This is a genomic window from Rhizobacter sp. (genome assembly GCA_019635355.1).
Classification (GTDB): Bacteria; Pseudomonadota; Gammaproteobacteria; order Burkholderiales; family Burkholderiaceae_C; genus Rhizobacter.
Map to the genome: position 1 here is coordinate 4,655,144 of JAHBZQ010000001.1, position 25,856 is coordinate 4,680,999.

20 protein-coding genes are annotated in these 25,856 nt (G+C 66.9%); 6 read left to right on the forward strand and 14 right to left on the reverse strand.

The genetic code is table 11. The features are described 5' to 3' along the window. Positions 1-2 precede the first annotated feature (2 nt). Complete coding sequence (locus tag KF892_21685) at positions 3-1,415, reverse strand: MBOAT family protein (protein MBX3627636.1); 1,413 nt, start codon at positions 1,413-1,415, stop codon at positions 3-5. A 358-nt stretch (positions 1,416-1,773) separates the two neighbouring features. Between KF892_21685 and KF892_21690 the strand changes: the two genes are divergently transcribed. Next, positions 1,774-2,934 carry a glycosyltransferase gene (locus tag KF892_21690; GenBank protein ID MBX3627637.1) on the forward strand — a complete coding sequence of 387 codons (1,161 nt, stop codon included), beginning with the start codon at positions 1,774-1,776 and terminating at the stop codon, positions 2,932-2,934. Positions 2,935-3,174: 240 nt separating this feature from the next. Then, positions 3,175-4,068, forward strand: a complete 894-nt coding sequence (locus KF892_21695; GenBank protein MBX3627638.1) for a sulfotransferase — start codon at positions 3,175-3,177, stop codon at positions 4,066-4,068. 59 nt (positions 4,069-4,127) lie between these two features. Here the strand turns inward: KF892_21695 and cysN are convergent, their stop codons facing one another. Together cysN and cysD are read right to left on the reverse strand one after the other, a co-directional pair. Continuing rightward, on the reverse strand, positions 4,128-6,044 hold the full coding sequence (gene cysN, locus KF892_21700) for a sulfate adenylyltransferase subunit CysN (protein ID MBX3627639.1): 1,917 nt from the start codon (positions 6,042-6,044) through the stop codon (positions 4,128-4,130). Between the two features lie 12 nt (positions 6,045-6,056). Continuing rightward, on the reverse strand, positions 6,057-7,832 hold the full coding sequence (gene cysD / locus KF892_21705) for a sulfate adenylyltransferase subunit CysD (protein MBX3627640.1): 1,776 nt from the start codon (positions 7,830-7,832) through the stop codon (positions 6,057-6,059). A gap of 147 nt (positions 7,833-7,979) precedes the next feature. Between cysD and cysQ the strand changes: the two genes are divergently transcribed. After that, entirely contained in the window at positions 7,980-8,708 is a 729-nt protein-coding gene (gene cysQ / locus KF892_21710; GenBank protein MBX3627641.1) for a 3'(2'),5'-bisphosphate nucleotidase CysQ, read from the forward strand. 22 nt (positions 8,709-8,730) lie between these two features. Here cysQ and KF892_21715 read toward each other — a convergent pair whose 3' ends face one another. The 10 genes from KF892_21715 to KF892_21760 all read right to left on the reverse strand — a co-directional run bounded on the left by KF892_21715 (position 8,731) and on the right by KF892_21760 (position 19,290). Then, a complete protein-coding gene (locus tag KF892_21715) occupies positions 8,731-10,131 on the reverse strand; it encodes an FAD/NAD(P)-binding protein (GenBank protein MBX3627642.1) in 1,401 nt (466 codons plus the stop codon). Positions 10,132-10,195: 64 nt separating this feature from the next. Next, the gene (locus KF892_21720; protein ID MBX3627643.1) at positions 10,196-11,311 is read right to left on the reverse strand and encodes a polysaccharide pyruvyl transferase family protein; all 1,116 of its coding nucleotides are present in this window, start codon (positions 11,309-11,311) and stop codon (positions 10,196-10,198) included. Positions 11,312-11,335: 24 nt separating this feature from the next. Further along, entirely contained in the window at positions 11,336-11,947 is a 612-nt protein-coding gene (locus KF892_21725) for a hypothetical protein (GenBank protein MBX3627644.1), read from the reverse strand. A gap of 40 nt (positions 11,948-11,987) precedes the next feature. Beyond that, the gene (locus tag KF892_21730; GenBank protein ID MBX3627645.1) at positions 11,988-13,352 is read right to left on the reverse strand and encodes an oligosaccharide flippase family protein; all 1,365 of its coding nucleotides are present in this window, start codon (positions 13,350-13,352) and stop codon (positions 11,988-11,990) included. Next, positions 13,349-14,206: an exosortase B gene (gene xrtB, locus KF892_21735; GenBank protein MBX3627646.1), complete on the reverse strand. Its 858-nt coding sequence runs from the start codon at positions 14,204-14,206 to the stop codon at positions 13,349-13,351. Before xrtB ends, KF892_21730 begins: the two co-directional genes overlap by 4 nt. A gap of 22 nt (positions 14,207-14,228) precedes the next feature. Next, positions 14,229-15,149, reverse strand: a complete 921-nt coding sequence (gene epsG / locus KF892_21740; protein ID MBX3627647.1) for a chain length determinant protein tyrosine kinase EpsG — start codon at positions 15,147-15,149, stop codon at positions 14,229-14,231. After that, entirely contained in the window at positions 15,149-16,591 is a 1,443-nt protein-coding gene (gene epsF / locus KF892_21745) for a chain length determinant protein EpsF (GenBank protein ID MBX3627648.1), read from the reverse strand. The genes epsG and epsF overlap by 1 nt, the downstream gene beginning before the upstream one ends. Positions 16,592-16,601: 10 nt before the next feature. Then, positions 16,602-17,444, reverse strand: a complete 843-nt coding sequence (epsE, locus tag KF892_21750) for a polysaccharide export protein EpsE (protein MBX3627649.1) — start codon at positions 17,442-17,444, stop codon at positions 16,602-16,604. Next, the gene (locus tag KF892_21755) at positions 17,441-18,382 is read right to left on the reverse strand and encodes an EpsD family peptidyl-prolyl cis-trans isomerase (protein MBX3627650.1); all 942 of its coding nucleotides are present in this window, start codon (positions 18,380-18,382) and stop codon (positions 17,441-17,443) included. Before KF892_21755 ends, epsE begins: the two co-directional genes overlap by 4 nt. A gap of 194 nt (positions 18,383-18,576) precedes the next feature. Continuing rightward, positions 18,577-19,290: an EpsI family protein gene (locus tag KF892_21760; protein MBX3627651.1), complete on the reverse strand. Its 714-nt coding sequence runs from the start codon at positions 19,288-19,290 to the stop codon at positions 18,577-18,579. Positions 19,291-19,805: 515 nt separating this feature from the next. On the opposite strand from KF892_21760, the gene KF892_21765 reads away from it, so the two are divergent. The 3 genes from KF892_21765 to KF892_21775 all read left to right on the forward strand — a co-directional run bounded on the left by KF892_21765 (position 19,806) and on the right by KF892_21775 (position 24,215). Next, positions 19,806-21,596: a hypothetical protein gene (locus tag KF892_21765; GenBank protein MBX3627652.1), complete on the forward strand. Its 1,791-nt coding sequence runs from the start codon at positions 19,806-19,808 to the stop codon at positions 21,594-21,596. Positions 21,597-21,723: 127 nt separating this feature from the next. Then, entirely contained in the window at positions 21,724-22,992 is a 1,269-nt protein-coding gene (locus tag KF892_21770; protein ID MBX3627653.1) for a right-handed parallel beta-helix repeat-containing protein, read from the forward strand. Beyond that, positions 22,980-24,215, forward strand: a complete 1,236-nt coding sequence (locus KF892_21775; protein MBX3627654.1) for a right-handed parallel beta-helix repeat-containing protein — start codon at positions 22,980-22,982, stop codon at positions 24,213-24,215. Before KF892_21770 ends, KF892_21775 begins: the two co-directional genes overlap by 13 nt. Positions 24,216-24,233: 18 nt before the next feature. On the opposite strand, the gene KF892_21780 is transcribed toward KF892_21775, so the two are convergent. Continuing rightward, on the reverse strand, positions 24,234-25,814 hold the full coding sequence (locus KF892_21780; protein ID MBX3627655.1) for an O-antigen ligase family protein: 1,581 nt from the start codon (positions 25,812-25,814) through the stop codon (positions 24,234-24,236). Positions 25,815-25,856: the final 42 nt, after the last annotated feature.

A 25,856-nucleotide genomic window follows, 5' to 3' on the forward strand; every position in this document is an offset into this window, starting at 1 on the left:
GGTCAGAACTGGAAGTAGATGAACGCGCTGCGGGCATTGGCCATGCCCATGAGCGTGAGGAACACGAGCGCCGCGTAGAAGGCCGCCCGCACGGGCACCGGCATCGCGCGGTAGAAGGTGGCGCGCCCGCTTCGGTAGGCGGCGAGGTCGTAGAAGCACAGCAGCGCCACGCCCAGCAGCGCGGCCAGCGGCGGCCGCGCGACCGTGGCCGCCAGCGGCTGCGAGAGCGTCACCAGCTCCACCGTGAAGGCCTTGATCTGCTCGAAGGACTTGGCGCGAAACAGCAGCCAGCCGTAGCAGACGAACTGGAAGAAGACGACCGTGGCGAGTACGCGCGCGACCAGCGCTTTCCATCCCGTGAGCAGCGGCGTCTTGATGAGGTCGTTCACGATGAGCAGGGCGCCCTGGTAGCCGCCCCAGAGGATGTAGTTCCAGGCGGCCCCGTGCCAGAGGCCGCCAAGCAGCATCGTGATCATCAGGTTGACCTTGGTGCGCACCGCGTTGACGCGATTGCCGCCCAGCGGGATGTAGAGGTAGTCGCGCAGCCACGACGAGAGAGAGATGTGCCAGCGCCGCCAGAACTCGCTCGGGTTGGACGAGAAATACGGGAAGCGGAAGTTCTGGCTGAGCTCGATGCCGAAAAGCTTGGACACGCCGCGCGCGATGTCGGTGTAGCCGGAGAAGTCGCAGTAGATCTGCAGCGCGAAGGCATAGGTGCCCAGCACGATGGCCGCGGCGTTCGGCGTCTCGACGCTGTTGAACACCGAGTCGACGGTGGGTGACAAGCCATCGGCGACCACCACCTTCTTGAAGAGGCCGAGCAGGATCAGGAAGCACCCACGGGTGATGAACTCTTCGGTGATGGTGCGCGGCTTCTCGATCTGCGGGATGAGCACGGCCGGGCGCTCGATCGGGCCCGCCACGAGCTTGGGGAAGTAGGCGATGAAGAGCGCGTAGTGCCGCAGCTTCGTGGTCGCTGGCATGTGCCGCTGGTGGATCTCGATCACGTAGCTCAGCGACTCGAAGATGTAGAACGAGATCGCCGGGGGCAGCACGATGTCGAGGACCGTGCGATGGACCTTGAAGCCGAGTGCCTGCAGCGCCGTCTGCGCCGAGTCGATGAAGAAGTTGAAGTACTTGAAGTAGCCGAGGATGGTCAGCGCGAACACCGTGTAGATCACGATGTAGCGGATGCGCTTGCCGTGGTCTTCCGTCTGCCCGATGGCGCGGCCGGTGATGAAGCTCGCCCCGGTCACCACCCAGATCAGGATCAGGAAGCGCGGGTCCCAGCAGGCGTAGAAGTAATAGCTGCCGGCCAGCAGCAGCAGGTTCTGGACTTCGTGGTTGCGGATCAGCGCGTAGAGGCCGAAACCGATGAGCAGGAAGTAGGTGAACTCGAGGGAGGCGAAATTCATGGCCGATGTGCAGGGGCGTTGGCTTGGTTTGTCAGCGCGACGGGCACAGGCCGTGTGCGTGTGCAGCGGCTGCGTGCGGATGCATGGCTTGCGTCATGACCGCAGTTGCCGAGCCGCAGCGGCGACCCAGGGTCGGCGCTTCAGCCCGGGCGGAGTATGGCCGTGGCCTGAGGCCTGGAAAACCCTGTTGTTGGGGGGTGCACAAGGCTTGCGTGTGAAGTCCACACTTCGCGGCGCGCTCCGGCCAGCGGCCCGGTCAGCTGCACGCATGCAGAACATGCGCATACTCGGGCATCGGCGCGCAGCGCCCTGCGAACTGCGACACGGATTCCCATCGATTTCAGCGACTGGACGCGAATTGACCATCTTCTATGTCTGCCCTTGGTCACCGAAGCCGACCGGAGGCATCAAGCAGATATTCCGCCACGTCGAGGCGCTGAATGCGGCCGGGTTCGATGCCTACGTGCTGGCGCTCGAAACCAAGATGCCTTCATGGTTCGACTCGTCGGCCGCGGTGGCCAGGGTCCGGGTGCGCCGGCCCTTCTGGGACCTGCGCCGTTCCGCGCGGCGGAAGAACCAGATTCCATGGCTCACCGCGCCGGTCGGCCCGGAGATCGAAATCTCACGGCCCGGCCTGTCTCCACTGGAGCGGCGCCTCGGCGCGGGCGACATCATCGTCCTGCCCGAGTACTTCGGAAAAGCGCTGAAGCCCTGCGGCTTCGGGTCGAAGCTCGTGGTGTTCAACCAGAACGCGCACTACACGTTTACCGGGTTCTCTCACTCGGATGACCTGAACGGCTTCGTCTACCGCGGCCACGTGCTTGGAGCATTAGGCGTCTCGCAGCACATCTGCGACTACCTCAAGTTCGCTTTTCGCGATCTGCCCGTGCTCCTGACGCCGAATGGCGTCGACGGGACCCGGTTCTTCCCTTCGCCCGGTGAGCAGAAGAAGCAGATCGCCTTCATGCCCCGCAAACTGCCCGGCAGCATCGTGCAGGTGCTGCAGATGCTGCGCGGGCGCGGTGCGCTGGACGGCTGGGCCTTGTGCCCCATCGACGGCATGAGCGAAGCCGACGTGGCCCAGGCGCTGCGGGAGTCGGCGATCTTCCTGTCGACCTGCCACGACGAAGGCTTCGGCCTGCCGCCACTGGAGGCCGGCGCCAGCGGGTGCATCGTCGTGGGCTACACAGGCTATGCGGCGCGCGAGTTCATGCTGCCGCAATACTGCTACCCCATCGCGCAAGGCGACGTGCTCGCTTTTGCACAGACGCTGGAGGCCGTGCTCGCCGAGTTCGCGCGCGACCCGCAGCGTCTGCGGCAGCAGGCAAGCGCCTACGCCGAGTTCCTGCGGACTCACTACTCGAAGGAAGTGGAGGGCAAGTCCGTCGTGGCAGCGTGGAGCGAGCTGTGCGGTACGGCGGGCCTCCGGCAAGCGGAGGTGCGCCGTGACCGATGTGTGACGCAGTGCCGCTTCTGGTGTCGCAAACGTGTGGATTCCGGGCGATGGACGCTTGGATAGAGGGGGTCTGCAAGGACCCCTTGTCTTACAATTTCCGTCGAAGCAAATGAGTTTTTGGTATTTGCTTGCGGTGACAGTGGCGCATCTGACGCGCCGATGATCCAGCCAACCAGATCGATGAACGTTCTGCCCAGCCCTCTCAGCCGCGGAGCTCGAGACCCATTGATGCAAGATCAGGCACCTCATCGCCTGCCTTGCTCGTTGGTCTTCGTGGCGGGGCCGCTTCGCTCCGGGTCGACCTTGCTGACCTTGATGCTGGACAGGCATTCGTCGCTCAAGAATCCCGGGGAGTTCGACTTCCTCTTCGATGCCTTCGGCGTCGATGGTGGTCTGGCGCAAGCCCAGGCGATGAGTTCCGAGGAGCTCGACGACTTCTTCAGCGACCATCGCGGCTTCCTGTGCTCACCTTACAAGCTCGGCCCTGCCGCGCCGGTGCCCGATCGGCTGCATGAACTGGTGAGCCGCTACGCGCAGGGCGTGCCGTGTCTCGCGCTGTCGATCCACCGCAACTTCGTCAGTGCGCACGAGATCTTCCCGCAGGCCCGTTTCATCCATCTGCTGCGAGACGCACGCGATTGCGCCAAGTCGGCCGTCGCAGCGTCTTTCTCCGGCAACGTCTACCACGGGCTCGAACCCTGGATGAACTCGGAGGAAAGCTGGGATCGCCTGCTGCCTCGCCTCAAGCCCGAGCAGTACATCGAGGTTCGTTACGAAGAGCTGGTGTCGGAGCCGAAGAAGGTGCTGACGCAGATCTGCGAATTCCTCGGCCTCGAATTCGAGCCGCAGATGATGGACCTGAGCGGCACCACCTACGAGCCACCGTCTCCCCGCTTCGCCAACCAGTGGCGCCGCAGCATGGCCCCGCGCGACGTGAAACTCATCGAAGCGCGCGTCGGCCCGATGATGGCAGCGCGTGGCTACGACCTGGTGCACCCCTCGCAGCCCCGTTTGAGCCTCTGGACGCTCCTCTCGCTCAAGGTGCAGAACACCGTGGAGCGCCACCGTGTTGGCCTGCGCACCTATGGCGTCGGCAACTGGATGCAAGACGTCGTCGCCCGTCACCTCGGCCTGCGCAGCGTGGTACGCGCTGCCCGCCTGAGGATGTTCCCCATCAAGGCCAAGACGCTCAAGTGAAGCGGGCGGCGCCGCAGCGCCGCCAATCGTGGATCGCTCGCCGCGCGAGCCTCGCGCCTTCAGTCGAGCAGGCCCATCTCCCGCAGTTTCGAGATCACCTGGTCGGCCGCCTGCTCGGCCGTCTGATGCTCGGTGTTCACGCGGATCTCCGGTGACTCGGGCGGCTCGTAGGGCGAATCGACCCCGGTGAAGTTGCGCAGCTCGCCGCGCCGCGCCTTGCGGTAGAGGCCCTTCACATCGCGAGCCTCGGCCACGTCGAGTGGCGTGTCGACGTGTACCTCGATGAACTCGCCCTGCTCGAAGAGGCCTCGCGCCATGGCCCGTTCGGCGCGGAAGGGCGAAATGAAAGCGGTAAGCACGATCACGCCCGCATCGACGAAGAGGTGCGCCACCTCGGCCACGCGGCGGATGTTCTCCACGCGGTCGGCATCGGTGAAGCCGAGGTCCTTGTTGAGGCCGTGGCGCAGGTTGTCGCCATCGAGCAGGTAGGTGTGCCGACCCGACGCGTGCAGCTTCTTGTCGACGATGTTGGCGATGGTCGATTTGCCCGCGCCGGAAAGGCCGGTGAACCAGAGCACCGTCGGCCGCTGGCCCATGCTGCGCGCGCGTGCGGCCTTGTCCAGGTCGACCGGCTGGAGGTGCACGTTGTGCGCGCGGCGCAGCGCGAAGTGCAGCATGCCGGCGCCGACCGTGTTGTTGGTCATCCGGTTGATGAGGATGAAGGCGCCGGTGTCGCGGTTGTCCTTGTAGGGGTCGAAGGCGATCGGGCGGTCGAGCGCGATGTTGCACACGCCGATCTCGTTGAGCTCCAGCTTCTTGGCGGCCAGGTGCTCCATCGTGTTGACGTTGATCTTGTACTTGGGCTCGGTGATGGTGGCGCTCAGCGTGCGCGTGCCGATCTTGAGCAGGTAGGGGCGGCCGGGCAGCATGGCCTCCTCCGACATCCACACGAGTGTGGTCTCGAACTGGTCGGCCACTTCGGCCGGGCTGGTGGCGATGGAGATCATGTCGCCGCGCGAGACGTCGACCTCGTCGGTGAGGGTGAGCGTGATGGCCTGGCCGGCCACGGCCATCGGCAGGTCGCCCGCGGCGGTGACGATGCGGGCCACGCGGCTCTCGCGCCCCGAGGGTTGAACGCGGACACGATCGCCGGGCTTGATCGTCCCGCTGGCCACGGTGCCGCAGAAGCCGCGGAAGTCGAGGTGGGGCCGGTTGACCCACTGCACCGGCAGGCGGAAGGCGCTGCTCTGTTGCTGTCCGTCACCACCATTCGGGCCGACGCTCACCGTCTCCAGGTAGCCCATCAGCGTGGAGCCGTGGTACCAGGGCATGCGGGCGCTGTGTTCGATGATGTTGTCGCCGCGCAGCGCCGACATCGGGATCGCGGTGATGTCTTCCAGGCCGAACTGCGAAGCGAAGTTGCGGTATTCCTCGACGATGCTGCGGAAGGTCTTCTCCGAGTAGTCGATGAGGTCCATCTTGTTGATGGCCAGCACCACCTTGCGAATGCCCATCAGCGAGACGAGGTAGCTGTGGCGGCGCGTCTGCGTGAGCAAGCCGCGGCGCGCATCGACCAGGATCACCGCCACGTCGGCGGTCGACGCGCCGGTGATCATGTTGCGGGTGTATTGCTCGTGGCCGGGGGTGTCGGCCACGATGAACTTGCGCCGGTCGGTCGAGAAGAAGCGGTAGGCGACGTCGATGGTGATGCCTTGCTCGCGCTCGGCCGCCAGGCCGTCGACGAGCAGCGCGAAGTCGATCTCGCCGCCCTGCGTGCCCCATTTTTTGGAGTCGGCTTCGATGGCTGCGAGCTGGTCGTCGAACAGCATCTTCGACTCGTACAGCAGCCGGCCGATGAGTGTGCTCTTGCCGTCGTCGACGCTGCCGCAGGTGATGAAGCGCAAGAGGCTCTTGTGCTCGTGCTTGCGCAGGTACTGGTCGATGTCGGTGGCGATGAGGTCTGAAACGTGGGCCATGTCGTGATCCTCTTAGAAGTAGCCTTCTTGTTTTTTCTTTTCCATCGACGCCGACGCATCGTGGTCGATCATGCGGCCTTGCCGCTCCGAGGTGCGGGTGAGGAGCATCTCCTGGATGATCTCGGGCAGCGTCTGCGCGTTCGACTCCACCGCGCCGGTGAGCGGGTAGCAGCCCAGCGTGCGGAAGCGCACGTGGCGCATCTGCGGCGTCTCGCCGGGCTTGAGCGGCATGCGGTCGTCGTCGACCATGATCAGCGTGCCGTCGCGCTCCACCACCGGCCGCGCCGCGGAGAAGTAGAGCGGCACGATGGGGATGTTCTCCAGGTAGATGTATTGCCAGACGTCGAGCTCGGTCCAATTGGAGATCGGAAACACGCGCATCGATTCGCCCTTGTGCATGCGCGCGTTGTAGAGGTTCCAGAGTTCGGGGCGCTGGTTCTTCGGGTCCCAGCGGTGCTGTGCCGAACGGAAGGAGAAGATGCGCTCCTTGGCGCGCGATTTCTCTTCGTCGCGCCGTGCGCCACCGAAGGCGGCGTCGAACTTGTACAGGTCGAGCGCCTGCTTCAGGCCCTGCGTTTTCCACAGGTCGGTGTGGATCTGAGAGCCGTGCATGAAGGGGTTGATGCCGAGCGCCACGGCTTCGGGGTTCTGGTGCACGATGAGCTTCATGTCGAGCTCCTTCGCCATGCGCTCGCGCATCGCGTACATCTCGCGGAATTTCCACGTCGTGTCGACGTGCAGCAGCGGAAAGGGCGGCGGCGCGGGGTAGAAGGCCTTGCGCGCGAGGTGCAGCATCACCGAGCTGTCCTTGCCGATGGAGTACAGCATCACCGGGTTCTCGCACTCGGCCACCACCTCGCGCAGGATGTGGATGCTCTCGGCCTCGAGGCGTTGCAGGTGGGTCAGCTTCTGGTTCATGGCGGCAAAGGCCTCGGGAAGAGGCGCAGACACGTTGACGGGGGCGCGGGGCTGCACGGTGGCGGGCGCGGGTTGTGGGTTCGAGAAGGCGACAGGGCCCGCGGTGGGCGCGGCACTCGGCACCTGCGGGTCGGGCCCGATGGGGCACGGCCATGCTCCCTCGGGCCAGCTTGCCTGTGGCAGCGCTGGCGCGTGCAATGCGATGCACAGCGGCACGTCGAGTGCTTCCGAGAGCTGCGCGAGAAAGCGCGACAGGAGCGCGGTGTCGGCAGCGTCGGGTACGACCCGCCAGGCGATGCGGCCCTTGAGCGTCTGGGCGCGAAGCAGGGTGCCCTCGCTGCCGGGCGCGGCGGACACACAACACCACGCCACCTGTGCGCCACGCGAGCGGGCTGTCTTGACGAGATCCGGCAGGCGCGTGTTCCACCACTGCACGCCGGTCTCGCTCGTGCTCGCCACCTTGCGCCACGGCGCGAGTGCGAGGCCCCAGCGCACGAGGTAGCGCGCGAGGGTGCGTTCCTCGATGGCCACGCCGAACTGCTGCTGTACCCACTGTGCGGTAGTTGACAAAGTCCACACGCCGCCGCCGGTACCTACCGTTTCAGGGGCTTGTAGCAGTGCCGCGTGCGTCGCATGCTCCTGCGCGGCATCCAGCACCCGGCCCACGCCGAGCTTGCGGCCACGGCCTTCGAGGGGGACGGCATCCCAGCCGCCCGCGAGATAGGCCTTGTGCGCGGCGATCACGGTGGGCGCGCTGAGGCCGGTCTCGCGGCGGATGTCGGGCAACGACTTGCCGGCCACCCGCAGTTCCACCGCCCGTTTGCGACGGGCGTTCCACTGCTGGAGGTTGGCAACGGTCTCGGAATTCATTGCGACGCTTAAAATTTAAAGATTCAGGGATGGATGCATGAAAGACTTCGTGCACCTTATTCGAATAACTTACTACTACAAAGGAAATTTGTGACCCTCCCCCTCAATTCAGCGGCCCCGTCGGCCGGCGCCCTGCTCGACGCCATCGTGAAGATCGCCCGCGACGCCGGTGACGTGATCCTCGCGGTGTACGCCACCGACTTCAGCACCCGTGGGAAGGCCGATGCCTCGCCGGTGACCGAGGCCGACGAACGTGCCGAGGTGGTCATCACCGCCGCCCTCGCCGCGCTCACGCCCGACATTCCCATCGTGGCGGAAGAGGCCGTGTCGGCTGGCAAGATCCCGCAGGTGGGCAATCGCTTCTGGCTGGTCGACCCGCTCGACGGCACCAAGGAGTTCATCAACCGCAACGGTGAGTTCACCGTCAACATCGCGCTCATCGAAGACGGCAAGCCGACGCTGGGCGTGGTGCTGGCGCCTGCGCTCAAGCGCCTGTTCGCCGGGCGCGCCGGTGCCGGGGCCTACGTGGAAGACGACCAGGGCCGCCGCGAGATCCGATGCCGCGCGGTGCCGGCCGAAGGCCTGACCGTCGTGGCCAGCCGTTCGCATGGCGACGCGGCGGCGCTTGACCAGTTCCTGGCGGGTCGCAAGGTGGCCGCGCTGGCCAATGCCGGCTCGTCGCTCAAGCTGTGCCTGGTCGCCGCCGGCGAGGCCGACCTGTACCCGCGCCTGGGGCGCACGATGGAGTGGGACATCGCGGCTGGCCACGCCGTCCTGGCCGCGGCGGGTGGCAAGGTGGAAACGCTGGCCGGCGAGGCGCTGCGCTACGGCAAGCCCGGTTTCGACAACCCGCACTTCGTGGCGAGCGCCGCCTGAGGCCAGCGGCGCTGCGGGGGCGTCAGTGCACCGCGGCGCCCAGGCACTCGGTGCACAGCACCTCGGCCAGGGCCTTGGCGTGGCGGCGCAGCTCGGGCACCGCGGTGCACTCCCAGTACTGCGCCCGAAGGAACGGGCCGAGGTAGCGCAGCACCGGAGACGGCCGGCCCTTGGCGTCGAGCAAGGCGTAGTGGTCGCCGGTGGCAAGGCCCAGGCCGAGGCTGTCGGGCGTGGCCTGGCCGCAGGCCAGCAGGGACTGCATCAGCGGCTCGCGCGCGCGTTTCAGGTCGGTGCTCGGGCCGGTGCAGTTGATCACGTGGGCCACCCGCAGCGAGGCCGCGAGGTATGCGCCGCGTGGGCGGTAGATGGCCGTGAGACCACCGGCCGCGCCGCTCTGCAAGGACTGCAGCCGCCCGGCGCGCACCTGCAAGCGGCCGCTCTTGAGCAGGGCCTGCAGGCGATCGTTGAGCGGCGGCGCGAGGCGATGGCGGTGCACGTCCCAGTAGGCCTGCACGTGCCGCAGGAACTGCGCGCGCTGGCGCTGATCGAGGCGCTGCCACAGGTCGGGCGTGGCGTTGCGCAATGACGCGAGCGTTTCCCGCCAGTCGATGCCCTGACCGGCGAGCGTGTCGCACTGCGTGCGGATCATCCGCAGCCAGTGCTTGAGGTCGGGCGGGCCGGCCAGCAGCTCGTCGGGGAGGGTGATGCCGATGGGCGGTGCGCCGCCCGTGCGGTGCGGCTGCGGCAGCAGGCCGCGGCGCGAGAGGGCGATCATGGGGCCCTTGTGGCCGCGTGCTTCGAGGGCGAGTGCGATGTCGACCATCGTGAGGCCGGTGCCCAGCAGCAGCACGGGCTCGTCATGCCCGATGCGGGCCAGCGCGTCGGCACGCCAGGGGTCGCGCACGTAGCGGGTGCTGGCCAGCACGGTGTTGTCGTCGAGCCGCGGGTCGGCGGGCGCGAAGTGGCCGAGCGCGAGCACGGTGCGGTCGGCCTCCAGCGAGGCGCCCTGGCCGAAGTGCAGCACGGTGCCGTGATCGGTGAGTTCGAGCGATTCGACGTGCTCGCAGCGGTGTTCGAAACGCTCCGGCTCGGACAGTTGTGCGTGCGCCTGCTGCAGCGTCCACTCGAGGTAGTCGCCGTAGAGTTCGCGGCGCACGAAGGTGCCGCCTTGCACGCCCGGCTCCTGCGACTGCGCGTACCGCAGGAAGTGGCCTTCGTCGTCTTCGAACGCGCTCATGCGCGCGGCGGGCACGTTGAGCACGTGGTCGGCGCTGCGCGTGCCGTAGGCCACGCCGCGGGCCAGCAGGCCCGAGCGGTTGATCAGCACGATCTTGAGGTCGGCTTCGACGGCGCGGCGCATGAGGTGCACGGCGGTGAGCGTGCCGCTCAGTCCTCCGCCGACGATGGCAATGGTGTGGGTCATGCGGTCCTTTCTTGCGTGCGGGTCATCTCAAGCAAGCCACGGACCACGTTCTTCACTGCCGCGCTCAGCGCGTGAGGAACTGCCTCAAGGCGTTGAGCGATTTCGTCTTGAGCTCGTCGAGCCGTGCGTGCTGCGGCGATTGCATCGCCACCTCGGCCACCGCCACCAGATCGCCGGGCTTCAGGCGAAGGTCGGGGAAGTCGTAGCCGTAGAAGCCGGTGGTCTGCTGGTCGGGCGGCGCGTGCGGCAGGGTGGCCTTCAGGCAGTCCACCGTTTCCGAGAAGCCGAGCAGCTTGGGGTGATAGGCGATGCACACGATGGGCACGCGCTGGGCATAGGCCATCACGCAACCGTGCAGGCGCATCGAGGTGGTGAGGATGGAGCGTGCGAGCAGCGAGCACACCTCGCGTGGCTCGAGCGCCTCTTGCACGTCGACGACCTGCACGTCGGGGTGGTGCTCGGCGAGCTTGGCGGCGATGCGCTTGTGCTCGACGCGGTCGTCGTCGTGCAGCGAAGACATCGGCACGAACACGATCGCGGCATCGAGCTTGCGCGCGAGTGCCGCCAGATCGTTGGTGATCCATTGCGTCCAGCCGGCGTCTTCGCTCCAGCGCGGGGCCAGCACCACCGAGATGTAGCGCGAGGGCAGGGCGAGCTTCGACAGCAGGGGCGTGTCGTGCTGCGGCTTCATCCACAGCACGAGGTCGCCGATGGTTTCGGTCTTGACCCAGGGGGCGATCTTGTTGAGCGAGCGTTCCGAGAGCTTGTCTCGCGTGTAGACGGTGCCCAGGCCCATCAGCGAGCGCAGCAGCCGCAGACGCGCCCTCAACCCGTAGCGCACACCGGGTTCGACCGACGAGCCGAGCACCGCGGCCTGGCCCTTTGCCGCGGAGCGCAGCAGCGGCCGCGCGCGGTAGAGCACAGCACCCGGGTTCGGCTCGATCACGCCACCGCCGCACACCAGCATCGGCAGGCCTGCGAGCGCCTTGCGGCGCTGGGTGTCCTGCGGGCCCATGTAGACGATGGAGTCGAGGGTGCCGGAGCGAAAGCGCGACACAACCGACAGGCGGTGCTTCAGCCCCAGCTCCTGCAGCATGTCTTCGATGGCCAGCGGCACGGCTTCGTCGCCCGCGTTGCCGAAGCCGAACGATCCGCAGACCGCGATCTGGTCAGATTTCATGAGCACGAACGTGAACCCGGGGTGTCAGGAGGTGGCGCGCTTGACGAAGCGGTGGATGACCTGGTTTTCCCAGTCGAGGGACTCCGCGGCCTTGAACCCGGCTTCTTCAAACACGCGCAGGAACTCGGCCGCGGTGTAGTCGTTGACCCACCCGCCGGCGCGGCGGCCGGTGGTGTTCTTCTCAAGCACGGCATAGGAAGCAATGATCTCGGTCGTGCGCGGGGCGAGGTGCCGCAGGAACGAGGGCACGTCGTTGACGTACTCGAGCACGCCGCTGAACACGACAACGTCGTGCGTCGGGAAGTCGGGCAGGGGCCGCGCGTTCAGGTCGCACACGATGGTGCCGGGGCCACGGTCCACCAGGTCGCTCGGCGTGTAGCGCGCGGGCTGCTTGAGCATCTTGGCGAGCACCATACGGCCGGCACCGAATTCGAGCACGGCCTTGTGCGCCGGGATCATGTCGGCGATCTTCTGCGTGCGTGCGTCCCACAGCGGGCTCAGGTTGTCGACCTCGCGCCAGCGGCGGTAGTCCGACTTGCCGGTCTGCTTGAGGATGCGGGCGGTCAGGTCGGCGAGCACCCTCTTGGCGGTGCTGCTCACCCGGTACTTGATCGAACGGGGTTTGGTGTAGTTCAAGTCGTCCTCCTCACTCTGAAAACGGTATGTTCGCGATGCGTCAGTTGAAGGCGCGCAGCACCAGCCAGCCCAGGAAGTAGCCCACGAAACCGGCGGGCAGGGCGCAGAGCTCGAGCTTCAGGCTGAGGATGCCCCCCGCCAGCAGTCGCTTGTAGACGATGGGAAACACGATTAGCGAGCCGAGCACGGCGCCGATGGCGGCACCCGACAAGCCCATCAAGGGGTACAGCAGCCAGATGGAACCGAGCGACACCACCGTGCGCACCGCCGCGGCGAGGGCGGTCGACTTCACGTCGCCGGTGGTCATCAACGCCTGCAAGGCCAGCCGCGCCGGGATCGACAGCAACAGCAGCGACAGCCATGCGAACACGTCGGCGGCCTTGGCGTAGCGGTGGTCGTACAGCAGGTCGACGACGACCGGCGCGGTCTCGAACAGGAAGAAGGCGGTGAACCACACCAGTGCCGCGATGGGCACCAGCAGGCGGTAGTACACCCGGGGCAGCTCCTCCGGCTTGGTGCGGAAGGTGTTGCTGAGCACCGGGAAGGCGACGGCGTTGATGACCTTGTTCAGGCCCTGCTCGATCGCCATCACCAGCAGGTGGGCGATGGCGTAGAGGCCGAGCAGGTTGGCGGGCACCAGCGTGCCCAGCAGCAGGCGGTCGCCGCTCAGCGCGGTGAAGCCCAGCGCCGAGGCGATGGTGAGCCATTTGCCGAAGCGGAAGACCTCGGCGAAGGGCCCTTTGGCGATGTGCAAGGTCGGCCGCGTCGGGAACATGACGTAGGCCACGATGAGGCGGAAGACGTTGCCGCACAGGGTGCCGATGACCAGCGCCCAGACCGTCGGCGTGATGCGTGCCGCGGTGACCATGCACAGCAGCGTCACGATCTGGACCGACAGCTCCAGCTTGACCGTCACGCGCACGTTCATCTGGCGCGCCAGCCCCAGCATGCCGGTCGGCTCGAGTGAGGTGAGCAGGGGCGCCACCGCCAGCGCCATCAGCACGTAGGGGAAGAGCGGGTCGAGGTAGACGCTCTCCGACGTGCTGTGCACCTCGCCCAGGGCCAGCAGCCCGCAGGCCACGAGCAGCATGGAGACGAAGATGATGCAGCCGCGTGCGACCTGCACCGTCCAGAGGGTCTGCCGGAACTCGCGGTTCTCGAAGTTCTTGGAACTCACCGCCAGCTGCTGCAGCCCGAGGTCGGAGACCATCGCGAGGCCCTGGATGATCGCCATCGACAAGGCCATCAGGCCGAACATCTCCGGCGCCAGCAGGCGCGTCATCACGAGGTTGCTGCCCAGCCGGAGCACGATCGAGATGGCGTAGCCGGCGAGCGTCCAGAGGGCGGCCTTGGCGACGCCGCGCCGGCCGAACCGATCGTGGGTTTCCGTGATGGCCTCGCTCATGGTGCCGAGGCCTCCGGGGCAGGGCGGGCTCGCTTGCCGAGGGTCGCCGCCAGCAGGGTGTCGAGCCCGAACAGCAAGCCGACCGCCACGGCCATCAGCACGAAGCCCGCGGCGCTGTGCAGGAAGCCGGCGCCGGCCTCGTCACCGAAGTGATAGGTGATGAGCGAGAGGATCGTCACGCGCACGATGTTGGCCATGAAGGCGATCGGAAGGATCGAGGCAATCATGATCAGGTTATGCAAGCGCTGTGCGCGGTGCTTGAAATAGATGAAGAGCGCGCCGATGGCGGTGAGGCTGAACATCGAGTTCAGGCCCGAGCAGGCATCGGCCACCAGCAGCTGGTAGGGGCCGATGGAGATCATCACGCCGGTGCGGGCGATGGGGTAACCCAGGGCGTAGAGGAGGTCGACCACCAGCACCGACACCCAGCCCTTGAGCGAGCCGGTAATCGCGTCGATGACGCTGGCCGGCAGCGGCACCAGGAACAGCAGGTACAGCAGCGGGAACCAGGCCGCCTTCAAGGCCCCGCGGCCACCCAGCAGGGCCAGGCCGCTGGCGAGCACGAAGATCTGCGAGAGGAACTCGATGCTCGCCACCGAGAAGGTGCGCCCGAAGGCGTAGAGCACGACACCGAATGCGAAGAGTGGCCAGCCGAGCGCGTGGACGGGCGCGGTGGACTGCGAAGCGATGTTCTCGCGCGCACGCCAGAAGAGCCAGAGCACGAGCGCCAGGATGATCGGGCCGTGGCCCATCTCTTCGCTTTGCCAGAGCGTCTGGCTGGCCGCCCAGTAGACGGGGGCATACATGGCGGCCAGGCCGGCCACCAGCAACCACCACGGGGACAGCGGGCGCACCTCCCCCATTGCGCGAATGGGCTCAGCGCTCACCGGCCTCACCTTGCTTCTTGAGCTTGGTGGAAGGCTTCGTGAAGGGAGCGTCCACGAGCACGGAACCGACGACCTTGACCCCGGCGTCCTGCATGTGCGCGACGAGGTCACGAAGTTCGGATGTGCGGGTCATGTTGTTGCGCGCGACCACGAGCGCGGCACCCGCGAACCGCGCCAGCAGCGTCACGTCGGCGCCGCAGGTGATGGCGGGGGTGTCGATGATGATCACGTCGAAGGCCGACATGCTCTGCTCGAGGATGCGGGCGAACGACGCCCGGCCCAGCAGCTCTTCGGGGTTGGGCGGAATCGGCCCGGAGGGCAGCACCGCCAGACCCGGGATGCCGGGCACGAGCTTGATCACCTGCTCGTGCATGCGGCCCGTGAGCAGGTTGGACAGGCCGGTCTGGTTCTCGACGCGGAAGAGCGAGTTCTGCCGCGGGTTGCGCAGGTCGCCGTCGATCAGCAGCGTGCGCTCCTTGGCCTGCGCGAAGGTGACCGCGAGATTGGCCGCCAGCAGGCTGCGCCCTTCGCCAGGGCGGGTGCCGATCACCGCCAGCGCCACCCGCGAGGCGCCTTCGCGGAACCAGCGCAGCTGGAGCTGGCTGCGCAGCGAGCGCAGGCGTTCGCCTTCGGCGCTGAAGGGGCGGTAGGCCACCACCACTTCATCGCTCACCGGGTGGCCGGGGCCGCTCAGGTACGGGTAGTCGAACTGCAGCGACAGCGCGTAGAAGATGTCGGCTTCGGTCAGCAGCCCGAGCTGCATGCCCGCATCGCCGAAGCGCAGCTCCCGTTCCTTCTGGAAATTGATGATGCGTTCGACGTCTTCGATCGCCAGACGCCCTGAACTCACCAGAATCGCCCCAATTGATCGGTCTGCCTCTCGCGCCTTGCCCGAGGACATCGTCGCCATCAGGTGCCCTCTTCCAAGGTGAGTTGTGGCGGGAAGTTCTTGTCCGCCGGTGGCAGGCCCTGAGGCCCGCGTGGGCGGTGTGGCCAGCGGCGGTGGGCGTCGGCCCACGGCGACACCACACCGAGAACCGGCACGCCTTCGACGAAGTCGAGGTCGGCCGGGCTGCGCACGCGCCGGTCGAGCATTTCCCAGCCGAGGGCGGCGGCGATCGCCAGCGCCAGGCCGAGCGCAGCCGCGGCGGCCATGTTCTTCGCGATCTTCGGGCTCGACGGCGCCAACGGCTCGGCGGCCGGTGTCAGCACGCGGGCGCTGGCCTGGTCAGCCTGGCTCTCGAGCGAGACCTGGCTGCGGCGGTTGGCCACGGCATCGTGGGCACGCTGTGCGGTTTCGACGTCGCGTTGCAACAGCGCCATCTCGTCGAGCTGGGCCCGCATGCTGAGCACCGTGCGTTTCTGTGCCTCGGCCAAGGCGGAGAGTTCGGCGATCTTCTGGCCGGTGACGCGGTTGGCGGTGGCTGTGACACCCGACACGCGGCGCATCTCGGACGCGATCTGCTGCTTCAGGCCGGCGATCTGGGCCTCGAGCTGCACACGTTGCGGGTGGTTGGAGCCGACGATGGCGCTGATCTCGCCGAGCCGGGTTTCCGCACGCGCCAGCTCCGACTTCAAGCCCTGCACCACGGTGCTCTGCTGCACGTCGAGCGAGGTTTCGGTGCCGGTGTTGCGCTGGCGGCTGTTGGCTTCGGCCATCTCGGCCTGGGCGGTGGCCAGCTGCGCCATCGTGGTGGCCAGGCGCGAGCTTTCGAGCTCGACACGATCCGTGGCAACGATGCCACGCTCGCGCTGGAAGGTCGACAGCTTGCGCTGTGCTTCTTCGAGCTGCGTGCGCAGCACCTTGAGGCGCTCGTCGAAGAAGGTGCCGTACTGCCGCGAGGGCTCGATGCGCAGCTCGACGCTGAATTCGATGTACGCCTTGGCGAAGGCGTTGGCGGCAGCGGCCACGAAGCGCGGGTCGCCACCGGTGAAGCCGATGTCGATCAGGTTGGTGTTGCGGGCCGGCACGACGCTCAAGCCGTTGCGCAGGATGGAGCCGTAATACGTCTCGATGGGCACCCGACCCTGCGTGGCCTGACGCCACTGCTCCACCGCGGCCGGGCCTTCGGTCATGCCCAGCATCTTGGCGACGCGGCCGGCCAGCCGCTCGCTCTGAATGATCTCGACCTGCGTGCCCAGGAACTCGCGCGAGGCGATCGAGGGCATCAGCGTGGCCACCAGCGGGTCGGCGCGGACGTCGAGCAGCAGCGAGGTCTCGGCGGTGAACTTCTTCGGCATCCGCAGCGAGACGACGAAGGCGACGGCCATCACAAGCACGAAGAGCGCCAGCACCAGCGGCCAGCGCAGGCGCAGGATCAGCAGGATCTGGCGGAGGTTGAGGCCGTTCATGGCAGGGCGATCAGAAAACGGATTCGCGGACGTAGACCACGTCGTCGGCGCGCAGCGTGTCGTTCATCTGCACGTCGAGGATCTGGATGTTGCCGTTCGCGTCGCGGCGGTGCACCTTGAGGCCACGCGCCGTGCCGCGCTGGGTGATGCCGCCGGCGCCAGCCAGGGCCTGCACCAGGCTCATGCCGCGCTCCAGGCGCAGCGCCCCGGGGCGGGCGATTTCGCCATACATGTAGACCACAGGCGCGCGCTCGACCCAGATCACGTCGCCGTTCTGGAGCACCACGTCTTCACCGCGGCGGCCCGGGCCGAAGATGCCCGGCAGGTCGATCTCGACCCGATACGGCTGGCCGTTGCGGCGCCCGACCAGCACCACCGTGTCGGCGCCGCCCGCGGCGATGCCGCCGGCCGTGGCCAGGATGTCGGTCAGTTTGGTGTCGGCCAGCTCGAGCGGGAAGCGCCCCGGGCGGCCCACCTGGCCCAGCACCGACACCTGGTGGCCACGCACCTGCGTGACCAGGATGGAAACCTGCGGCTGCTTGACGAAGTTGCCGTCCTTCAGGCCGTCGGCGATCTTCTTCTCGGCCTGCAGCAAGGTGAGGTTGCCGATCGAGACCGAGCCGAGCAGGGGGTAGGAGATCACACCCGTCTCGCTCACGCGGGCTTCCAGCGTGAGGTCGGGGTTCTGGAAGACGGTGACACGGATCACGTCGCCGGTGGCGAGCCGGTACTGCGCGTTGGCCGTGCCCCCGGTCTGGGCGGACGCGGGCGATGCGGCGCCGAGCAACGACAGGCCCGCCAGCAGCGCGGCTGCGCAGGCGAAGTGGCGGGTCAGGCGACGGAAGATTCTCATTTCGGGCTCTCGCTGTTAACGGAAGCCGCACCGTTCACTGCGCTAGCAGGTGACGGCTGCGATGCGGCGGCCTCTGCCTGTTGGGCGAAGCTGCCGAGGTAGCGGATGGCAGAGGCCGCGCGCAGGGCCTTGATGTCGTCGGCGATGATCCGACGCTTCTGCTCGTTGAGGAGGAACTGCTCGATGGCGGGCTTCGCGCGGGCCAGCTCCACCGGCTCCAGGCGCGAGTTCGCGACCGCGATCACCAGCAGGCCGTTGGGCTTGTCGATGAGGAGCGTCTCGCCATCTTTCATCTTGGAGAAGGATGCGAGGCTGTCGAGCGGGAGTTGCTCCGCCGGGCGCACGGCCTGGTTGAAATCGAACTTGATGCTGTGCGCGCGCAGGTGGTCGGTCAACTCGTTGATCGCCTTGCCCGACTGCGCTTTCTCGCGCACGGCGTCGAGTTGCGCCGGCGTGGCTTCGATCAGCCACTCTTGCAGGCGATAGACGCGCCGCTCCGCGAAGAGCGCGGGGTTGTCATTGAAGTACTTGAAGATCTGCGCTTCGCTCGGCTTGCTGGCGCCTTCGCCCACACGTTCGTAGTAGGCACGGGACAGCACCTCGCGGCGCGCGGCTTCGAGCTGTTGCATCACGCGCGGGTCGCGGTCGAGCTTGATTTCGCTGAGCTTCTGGATCGCAAGCTCCTGGTCGATCAGGCGTTCGAGCGCTTGCTTGCGCGCGGCGTCGGCCTGCTCGGGGCGGAGGCCGCGTTGCTGCTCGAGCAGGAAGTTGACCTGGTGGATCGTGATCTCTTGCTTGTTGACCTTCGCGACGACTTGCGAGGCCGGCTTGTCATCGGACTTGCTGCAGCCCGCGAGAAATGCGCCGCAGATCACGATGACACTCGCAGCGACGGCAGGCCATGTGGGTTGCTTGCCGGGTTGTCGCTGCGGGTTCATTCAGGCTGTCTCCGGACTGGGTCGTCAAGGGGATCGCGTTGCATCGGAAGCGGGCCTGAGTGCTCGCAGGCGCGCGCTGAGACCCTGAAGTTTTTGAGTGTAGCGGCTGAGGATGTTCCGTCCCGCACCCGGATTGAGGGGGCGAAATGGAGCCGATGTCAGAGGTGTGAAATGTTCACTGCGCGTGAAGCGGATCACATGGTTTTGGCTTGCGCGCTCGGACCCGACAGGCCGCTCAGGCGCACACGATCCGCCGTCGCGGTGGCACCCAAGAGATCGGTCACGAAACGATCGTGCTCCGAGTAGGCGCGCTTCGTGTCCGTGTCGATCGACGAGACGCGAAACAGCAGGCCATCAGGGATCTGACCGGTGAGCGTGGCGCGGATCTCCCCCATGCGCTGCTCGAAGCGCGAGCGCACGGCCTGCTCGCCCAGCGTGAACCAATAGGTGACCGGCTCGAAGTGGCTGCCCTTGTTCGTGCTCATGCGCCGCCCGGGGATGGCGCCGTAGGGTGTGCCGATCTCGGCGCTTTCGCTGTGGAGCAGGTTGAAGCCCTGAGCGGGGTAGCAGACTTCGGGCTTGTGGGCCTGCATCGCACCACGCTGGTGGTTGCCGTAGGCCACCGACAACATGATGCGGTAACCGTTGGGGTTCACGTAGGTGCGGGTGAGCACCTGACCGTACAGCTTGTCGAGGAGTTGCTGCGTCTGTGGATTGACCACGAGCACGGCCTGCGCCGGGTCGAGGCGCCACTCGCCGAACTGCCGGGGGATCGCCTGCTCCAGCAGGATGCTGGGCGCTTCTCTTCTGTCTGCCAGCGCCTTCGGCTGAGGGGCGAAGGCCAGGATGACCGACGCTGAGCACATCAGCGTGGCCAGCACCGCGGCGATTCGAAGCCTGGACACCATGAACGAACTTCCTCGGGCGACGGCCCGGGCGGATTCTGCCCCGCAGTGGGGATGTCCGTGGGTGCACGCATGGCCGAACCCCGACAAATGCGGTGGAAATACCGGCCATCTCCCGCGTCTCCGGGATGGGTTGCCTGTGCCTGGCTGTTACGACGGTTCTGGTTTGTAAGTTTTCCGAAACACCGCCTCGGAGGGCCAGTGCTCGCAAACCCCCTAGTTATGGGGGTGGAGGGGGTGTTCCGTTGCCTTCTAGAGAAAACCCCGGCGGATACGTGTTGACAGTTCGACTTACAGCGCCTAGGCCGGCCGCGCCGAAACTGCTCATACCAAATCTGCAGTCCCGGAACGAATGAATCGGGGCTCAGGCTGGCTAGGCCGAGGTCTCTGCGTGATGGTGATGCACCGAAATGGTGGCAGCCGCTCAGGTTGGTAGTCCTCAATTGAAGCGTGTTGCAAACCCCTTGTGCGACGCCCGAAGCAGCCCCGAAACGGGCGTCAACTTACCGGAATTTGAAATGTTGTCTTTCTCGATCGAAACCAGGTTCAAGCTGATCCCCCTGTCTGCCCTGTGCATGGCCCTCGCGGCCTGCGGCGGCAGCGACACCTCCACCACCGAAGGTGCCCAGGCCGAATCTGAAACCCAGACCGAAAGCGCCCTCGGCACCGTGGTGTCCCTGGTTCCCGCACCGATCGGCTGGGCGCGCGTGGCCAACGAGGGTCAGAGTTTCACCCTCACCACCACCACCACCTTGCGCTACGGCTCGGGCACCCTCTACGTCCAGCGCACCCTTGCTGCCGGGACGTACACCTGCAACAACGCCCTCTTCCGCCGTGACCCGCGCCCGCAGTATGCGAAGGCCTGCTACGCGATGCCCACAACGGCACCGGCACCGGCTCCCGCACCTGCACCGGCTCCCGCACCGGCACCGGCACCGGCTCCGGCTCCGGCTCCGGCTCCGGCTCCGGCTCCGGCTCCGGCTCCGGCTCCGGCACCTGCGCCCGCTCCGGCGCCCGCACCGGCACCGGCTCCGGCTCCGGCACCTGCACCCGCACCCGCACCCGCTCCGGCTCCGGCACCGGCACCGGCACCGGCACCGGCACCGGCACCGGCACCGGCACCGGCACCGGCACCCGCCCCGTCTGGCGCCCCGACCTACTACTTCTCCGACTGCCAAGCTGGCGCCGCCACGGGTTGCATCCCCGGCAGCAATGGCAACCCCGGCACCCAGGCCCTGCCCAAGCAGAACCTGTCGGGCATCAACGTGAACGCGCTGCCGGCCGGCACCCGCCTGCTGTTCAAGCGTGGTGGCGCCTGGGCGAACTTCGCCGTGTCGCTGGACAACCCCAACACCTCGGCCGCGAACCCGCTGACCTTCGACGCCTGGGGCACCGGCTCGGCTCCGCTGATGCGCATCGCCTCGGGCAACATGTTCAACATCGGCGGCGGCTGGGGCAACACCACCAACGACGGTGGCTATGTGATCCGCAACCTGAAGATGGACGGCATGAACACCGCCGAATGGGGCGTGTGGTTCATCCAGAACGTGCATGACGTGACCTTCGAGAGCAACGAGATCACCGGTTTCCGCATCGCCATCAACTCGAACGACGGCGCGCCTTACGGTGTCTCGCACATCAACCTGATCAACAACAACATCCACCGCAACCGTGCGATGGGCCTGCTCGGCCACTACCACGACATGCTGATCGAGGGCAACACCTTCGAGGCCAACAATTTCGGCGGCAGCACCTTCGACCACGGCACCTACATCGGTGGCGGCGCGAACATCACCATCCGCAACAACCGCTACCTGCGCAACTCGGCGGTGAACGGTGTCTGCACCGGCGGCAACATGACCTTCCACGGCCAGATCGACGGTGCGCTCATCGAAGGCAACACCATCGAGCAAGACGCCGCCACGGCCAGCTGCTGGCTGATGTCGATCACCCAGGGCTACAGCTCGGCTGAAGGCTTCCGCAACTTCGTGGTGCGCAACAACAAGCTCATCAACGGCGGCAACACCGTGATGGCCGTGCAGTCGGCGCCTGGCGTGCTGGTGGAAGGCAACGTGGCGATCAACACGCAAGCCACCTCGCAAACCAGCTTTGCGATCGGCAGCGGCTCCGGCCCCTACGCCGACGGCGACCTCGCCGACTCCGGTGCGGTGGTGCGCAACAACACGGCCTGCCGTGCCAACGCCAGCGCCACGGGCTCGGTGGTGAACGTCAACTCCCCGGGGTCGACTGTCACCAACAACCTGGCCGTCACCGGCTCGGCTGCGACCACCGGCGTCTGCGCTCGCTGATCGGCTGAGCGACAGCACCCTCCGGTTCTTCCGGCAAAGGCCCCGCAGCGTGCTGCGGGGCCTTTTTTCATGGCCCCCGTGTATTCTTGTTGCGCCCGAAATTGCGCAGCGGAGAGAGCAGATGGGGATGTACAAGCAAGTGGTGCCTTGGCGAACGGTGGCCGTCGCCGCCTTGGCGGCGAGCGTCAGCGCCGGCTGCGCGACCTCGGCCTCTGCGGTCGGCCGTACCTACTACTTTTCCGACTGCCAACCCGGCGCCGCCAAGGACTGCGTGCCCGGCAGCGACGGCAACAACGGCACCAGCGAGCGCTCGCCCAAGCGCACGCTGTCGAGCGTCGACATCAACGCGCTGCCGGCCGGCAGCAAGCTGCTGCTCGCGCGCGGCGGGGTGTGGGTGCAGGGCATCACGCTGCTCGACAACCCGCGCGCCACCGCCGAAGAGCCGATCGTGATCGATGCCTACGGCAAGGGCGACAAGCCCTGGATCCAGGTTCCCAACACGAAGAACGGCGCCTTTCTCTTCGGTGGCTACAACAACACCTCCTACGACGGCGGCTACACGCTGCGCAACCTGAAGATCGACGGCATGGGCAGCTCCGACTGGGGCTTCTTCCTCGTGCACAACCTGCATCACGTGACGATCGAAGACAGCGAGATCACGGGTTTTCACATCGGCATCCACTCGCAGGCGCGCGGCCCCAAAGGCGTGACGCACGTGGTGATCCGCAACAACAGCATCAGCCGCAACAAGGGCATGGGCATCCTCGGCCAGTTCAGCGACAGCCTGATCGAGGGCAACCTCTTCGAGGCCAACAACTTCAGCGGCAGCACCTTCGACCACGGCACCTACCTGTCGGGCACCGACCCCTACAGCGGCAAGAACGTCACCCTGCGCAACAACCGCTTCATCCGCAACTCCACCGTCAACGGACAGTGCAAGGGCGGCAACATGACCTTCCACGGCCAGATGGACGGGGTGCTGATCGAGGGCAACACCATCGAGCAAGACAGCGCGGCGCCGCAGTGCTGGGGCATGTCGATCACGCAGGGCTACAACACGCCCGAGTGGTTCCGCAACTTCGTGGTGCGCAACAACAAGTTCATCAACCTCGGCAACACCGGCATGGCGGTGCAGTCGGCGCCGGGCATCGTGATCGAGGGCAACGTCTTCATCAACACGCAGGCCACCCCGCAAACGGCCATCGCGGTGGCGGGCAATCGCGACTACCCGAACGGCGACGTGGGCGACGGCGATGCGGTCGTGCGCAACAACACCGCGTGCTTCCAGTCGGCCAGCGGCGGCACCGCGGCGCGCGTGCTCGCGGCCAACAGCAAGGTCGACAACAACGTGGTGCTTTCCGGCGCCGCAGCCAAGACCGGCGTGTGCGCGCGCTGAGCGCCCTCGTGGCGCTGGCGGGCGCCGCCGTGATGATGGCGCCGGCCGAGGCGGCCACCTATTACTTCTCCGACTGCCAGCCGGGCGCTGCCAAGGGCTGCGTGCAAGGCGACGATGCCAACGACGGCAAGAGCCCGCGCAGCCCCAAGCGCCGGCTCGAGAGCGTCGACCTGAGCGCCCTGCCGGCGGGCAGCAAGCTGCTGCTCGCCCGTGGTGGCGTGTGGGTGCTGCCGATGATGATCATCGACAACCCGCACGTGACCGCCGAGGCGCCGCTCGTGATCGACGCCTACGGCGAGGGCGAGCGCCCCTGGCTGCAGGCGCCCGGCGTGAAGAACGCCGTCTTCATGTTCGGCAAGTACAACAATACGAGCTACGACGGCGGCTACACGCTGCGCAACCTGAAGCTCGATGGCATGGGCACCGCGCAGTGGGGGCTCTTCCTCATCCACAACCTCCACCATGTGACGATCGAGGACAGCGAGATCACGGGCTTCCACATCGGTATCCACTCACAGGCGAGGGCGCCGCACGGCGTGAACCAGGTGACGATCCGCCGCAACGTGATCAGCCGCAACCGGGGCATGGGCATCCTCGGCCAGTTCAGCGACAGCGTGATCGAAGACAACCTCTTCGAGGGCAACAACTTCTCGGGCAGCGACTACGACCACGCCATCTACCTCTCGGGCAACGAGGTCGGTGGGCGCCGCAACGTCGTGCGCCACAACGTCTTTCGCCACAACTCGGTGGTCGATGGCGTCTGCAAGGGTGGCAACGTCACCATGCACGGCCAGATGGACGGCATGCTCATCGAAGGCAACACCATCGAGCAGCGTGCGTCGGCGCGCAGCTGCTGGGGCTTTTCGATCACGAGCGGCTACAAGACGGCCGAGTGGTTCCGCAACTTCGTGATCCGCAACAACACGGTCGTCAACGTCGGCGAGTGCGCGATCTGCATCAACGCCGCGCCGGGCATCGTGGTCGAGAACAACCGCGTCTTCAACGACCAGAAGGCCGCGCACGTGGCGGTGATGATTGCCAACGGCAACCGCGGCCCGGGCGACGCGGCCGACCGCGACGCGGTGGTGCGCGGCAACGTGGCGTGTTTCCCGTCGGGCGCCTCCAGCCAAGTGGCGCTGCGCCTGGCGTCGCCGGGCGCGATCGTCAGCCAGAACGCCGAACTCTCCGGCGTTGCCGCGACCCGCGGCGTCTGCGCCCGTTAGGGCCTGCTACACGACCCTTCAGCGCCAATTGGCGCGGCCGGGGATGCCACGCGCGGGCTGCTGGGCGCCTGGTTTGGCCGCTGCAGCGGTGGCGCCGGCGCGTCGGGCCACCGGTTCGCCACGCGCCACCAGCTGCGTGAAGCCCACCATGAGGCCGACCAGCACCCAGTAGATCGGGTAGACGAAGAAGATCGGGCTCACCGTGGCGATGGTGACCAGCACGCCCACCATCGTGGCCAGCAGGGCCCGGCCGAGCACGTGGCGCTCCTCGGTCTTGTCGAGCTTCAGCAGGGTGGTGAACACGCCCCACATCGCCACCAGCACCAGGCTTGCGAACAGCGCGAGCGAGACCAGGCCGCCCTTGAGCGCGATCATGATGTAGGTGTTGACCACGTCGATGATGCCGTCGTTGCCGCGCAGGGCTTCGATCTCGGGGATCAGCGCGAAGTCGAAGTTGCCGAAGAACGGGTACTGCATGATCACCCGCACCGCCACGTCGAAAAGGTTCTCGCGGAAGTCGACGTTGCGTGAGTCCACCGTGCCGATCCAGGGCAGGTGGTCGATGATCGTCAGGCCGGCCTCGGTGCTGAGCAGCAGCGGCAGCGACAGCAGGATCACGCCCACGATCTTGCCCAGCGTGCCGAGCGGCGACGGGCCGAGCAGCACGAAGACCGCGATGATCGCCACGCCCCCCACCCACGGCCCGCGCGCGAATGCGCCGATGATGCCGGCGAACATGAGGGCCATGCCGAGGCGCCGCAGCCACTTGTTCTGGATCAGGGTGCCCACGTACAGGTAGATGCCGATGCCGACCGCAGCGGTGTAGCCGGCGATGATCGACTGACCGGCGGTGCCCTCGGCGCGCAGCATGCCCGAGCGAATGAGATAGCCGCGATCGCCCAGGCTCACCCCGAGTGCCCGCTCCACCGACGAATAGAGCAGCCACCGTCGCAGGAACTCGAAGGCCACCAGCGCACAGAAGACCCACAGGCCCACGGTGAGCGCGCCCAGCGCGTCGCGGAAGTGCTGCATCGAGCGCAGGGACCGGCTGCCCACGTAATACAGCAGGAAGACGTTGGTGAAAGCGTAGAAGACGCTGTCGCGCAGCACGCTCGGCACGGTGCGCTCGGGCAGCGTGAGCACGATCTCCAGCGCAAACATCGCGATCATGATCTTGTCGCACAGCAGCTTGCCGAAGGGCTCGACGTCGGGGCGCTTGCGCAGCTGCCACCACACCGGCACGAGGATGAAGAGCGCGAGCAGGCGCAGCGGGTCGATCGCGAACAGCTCCTTCACGATCCCCCCGCCCGAGATCGAGGCGGTCAGGCGCGGCAGGCAGACCAGCACGGCCAGGTGCAATGCGCACTTGTTGGGCTCGTCGCGTGCGAGGAAGATGATCGCAATCGTGGCCAGCGCGGCGAAGAGCCAGAAGTTGTGCGCGAGGAACGCCGCGAGCGTCAAGGCAAACCAGAGCTTGCGCCGCCGGTCGAAGTCTTCCGGCGCGCACGGCCCGCCGACCGTCATCGCCTTCTTCGCGAAGAAGAACACCAGCCACGCGATCGGCAGGATGAAGATGAGGGCTCTTAGATGCTCAGGCAACCGGCTTCTCCGGTACAGCAGACGGGCCGCGAGGGCGAGGGA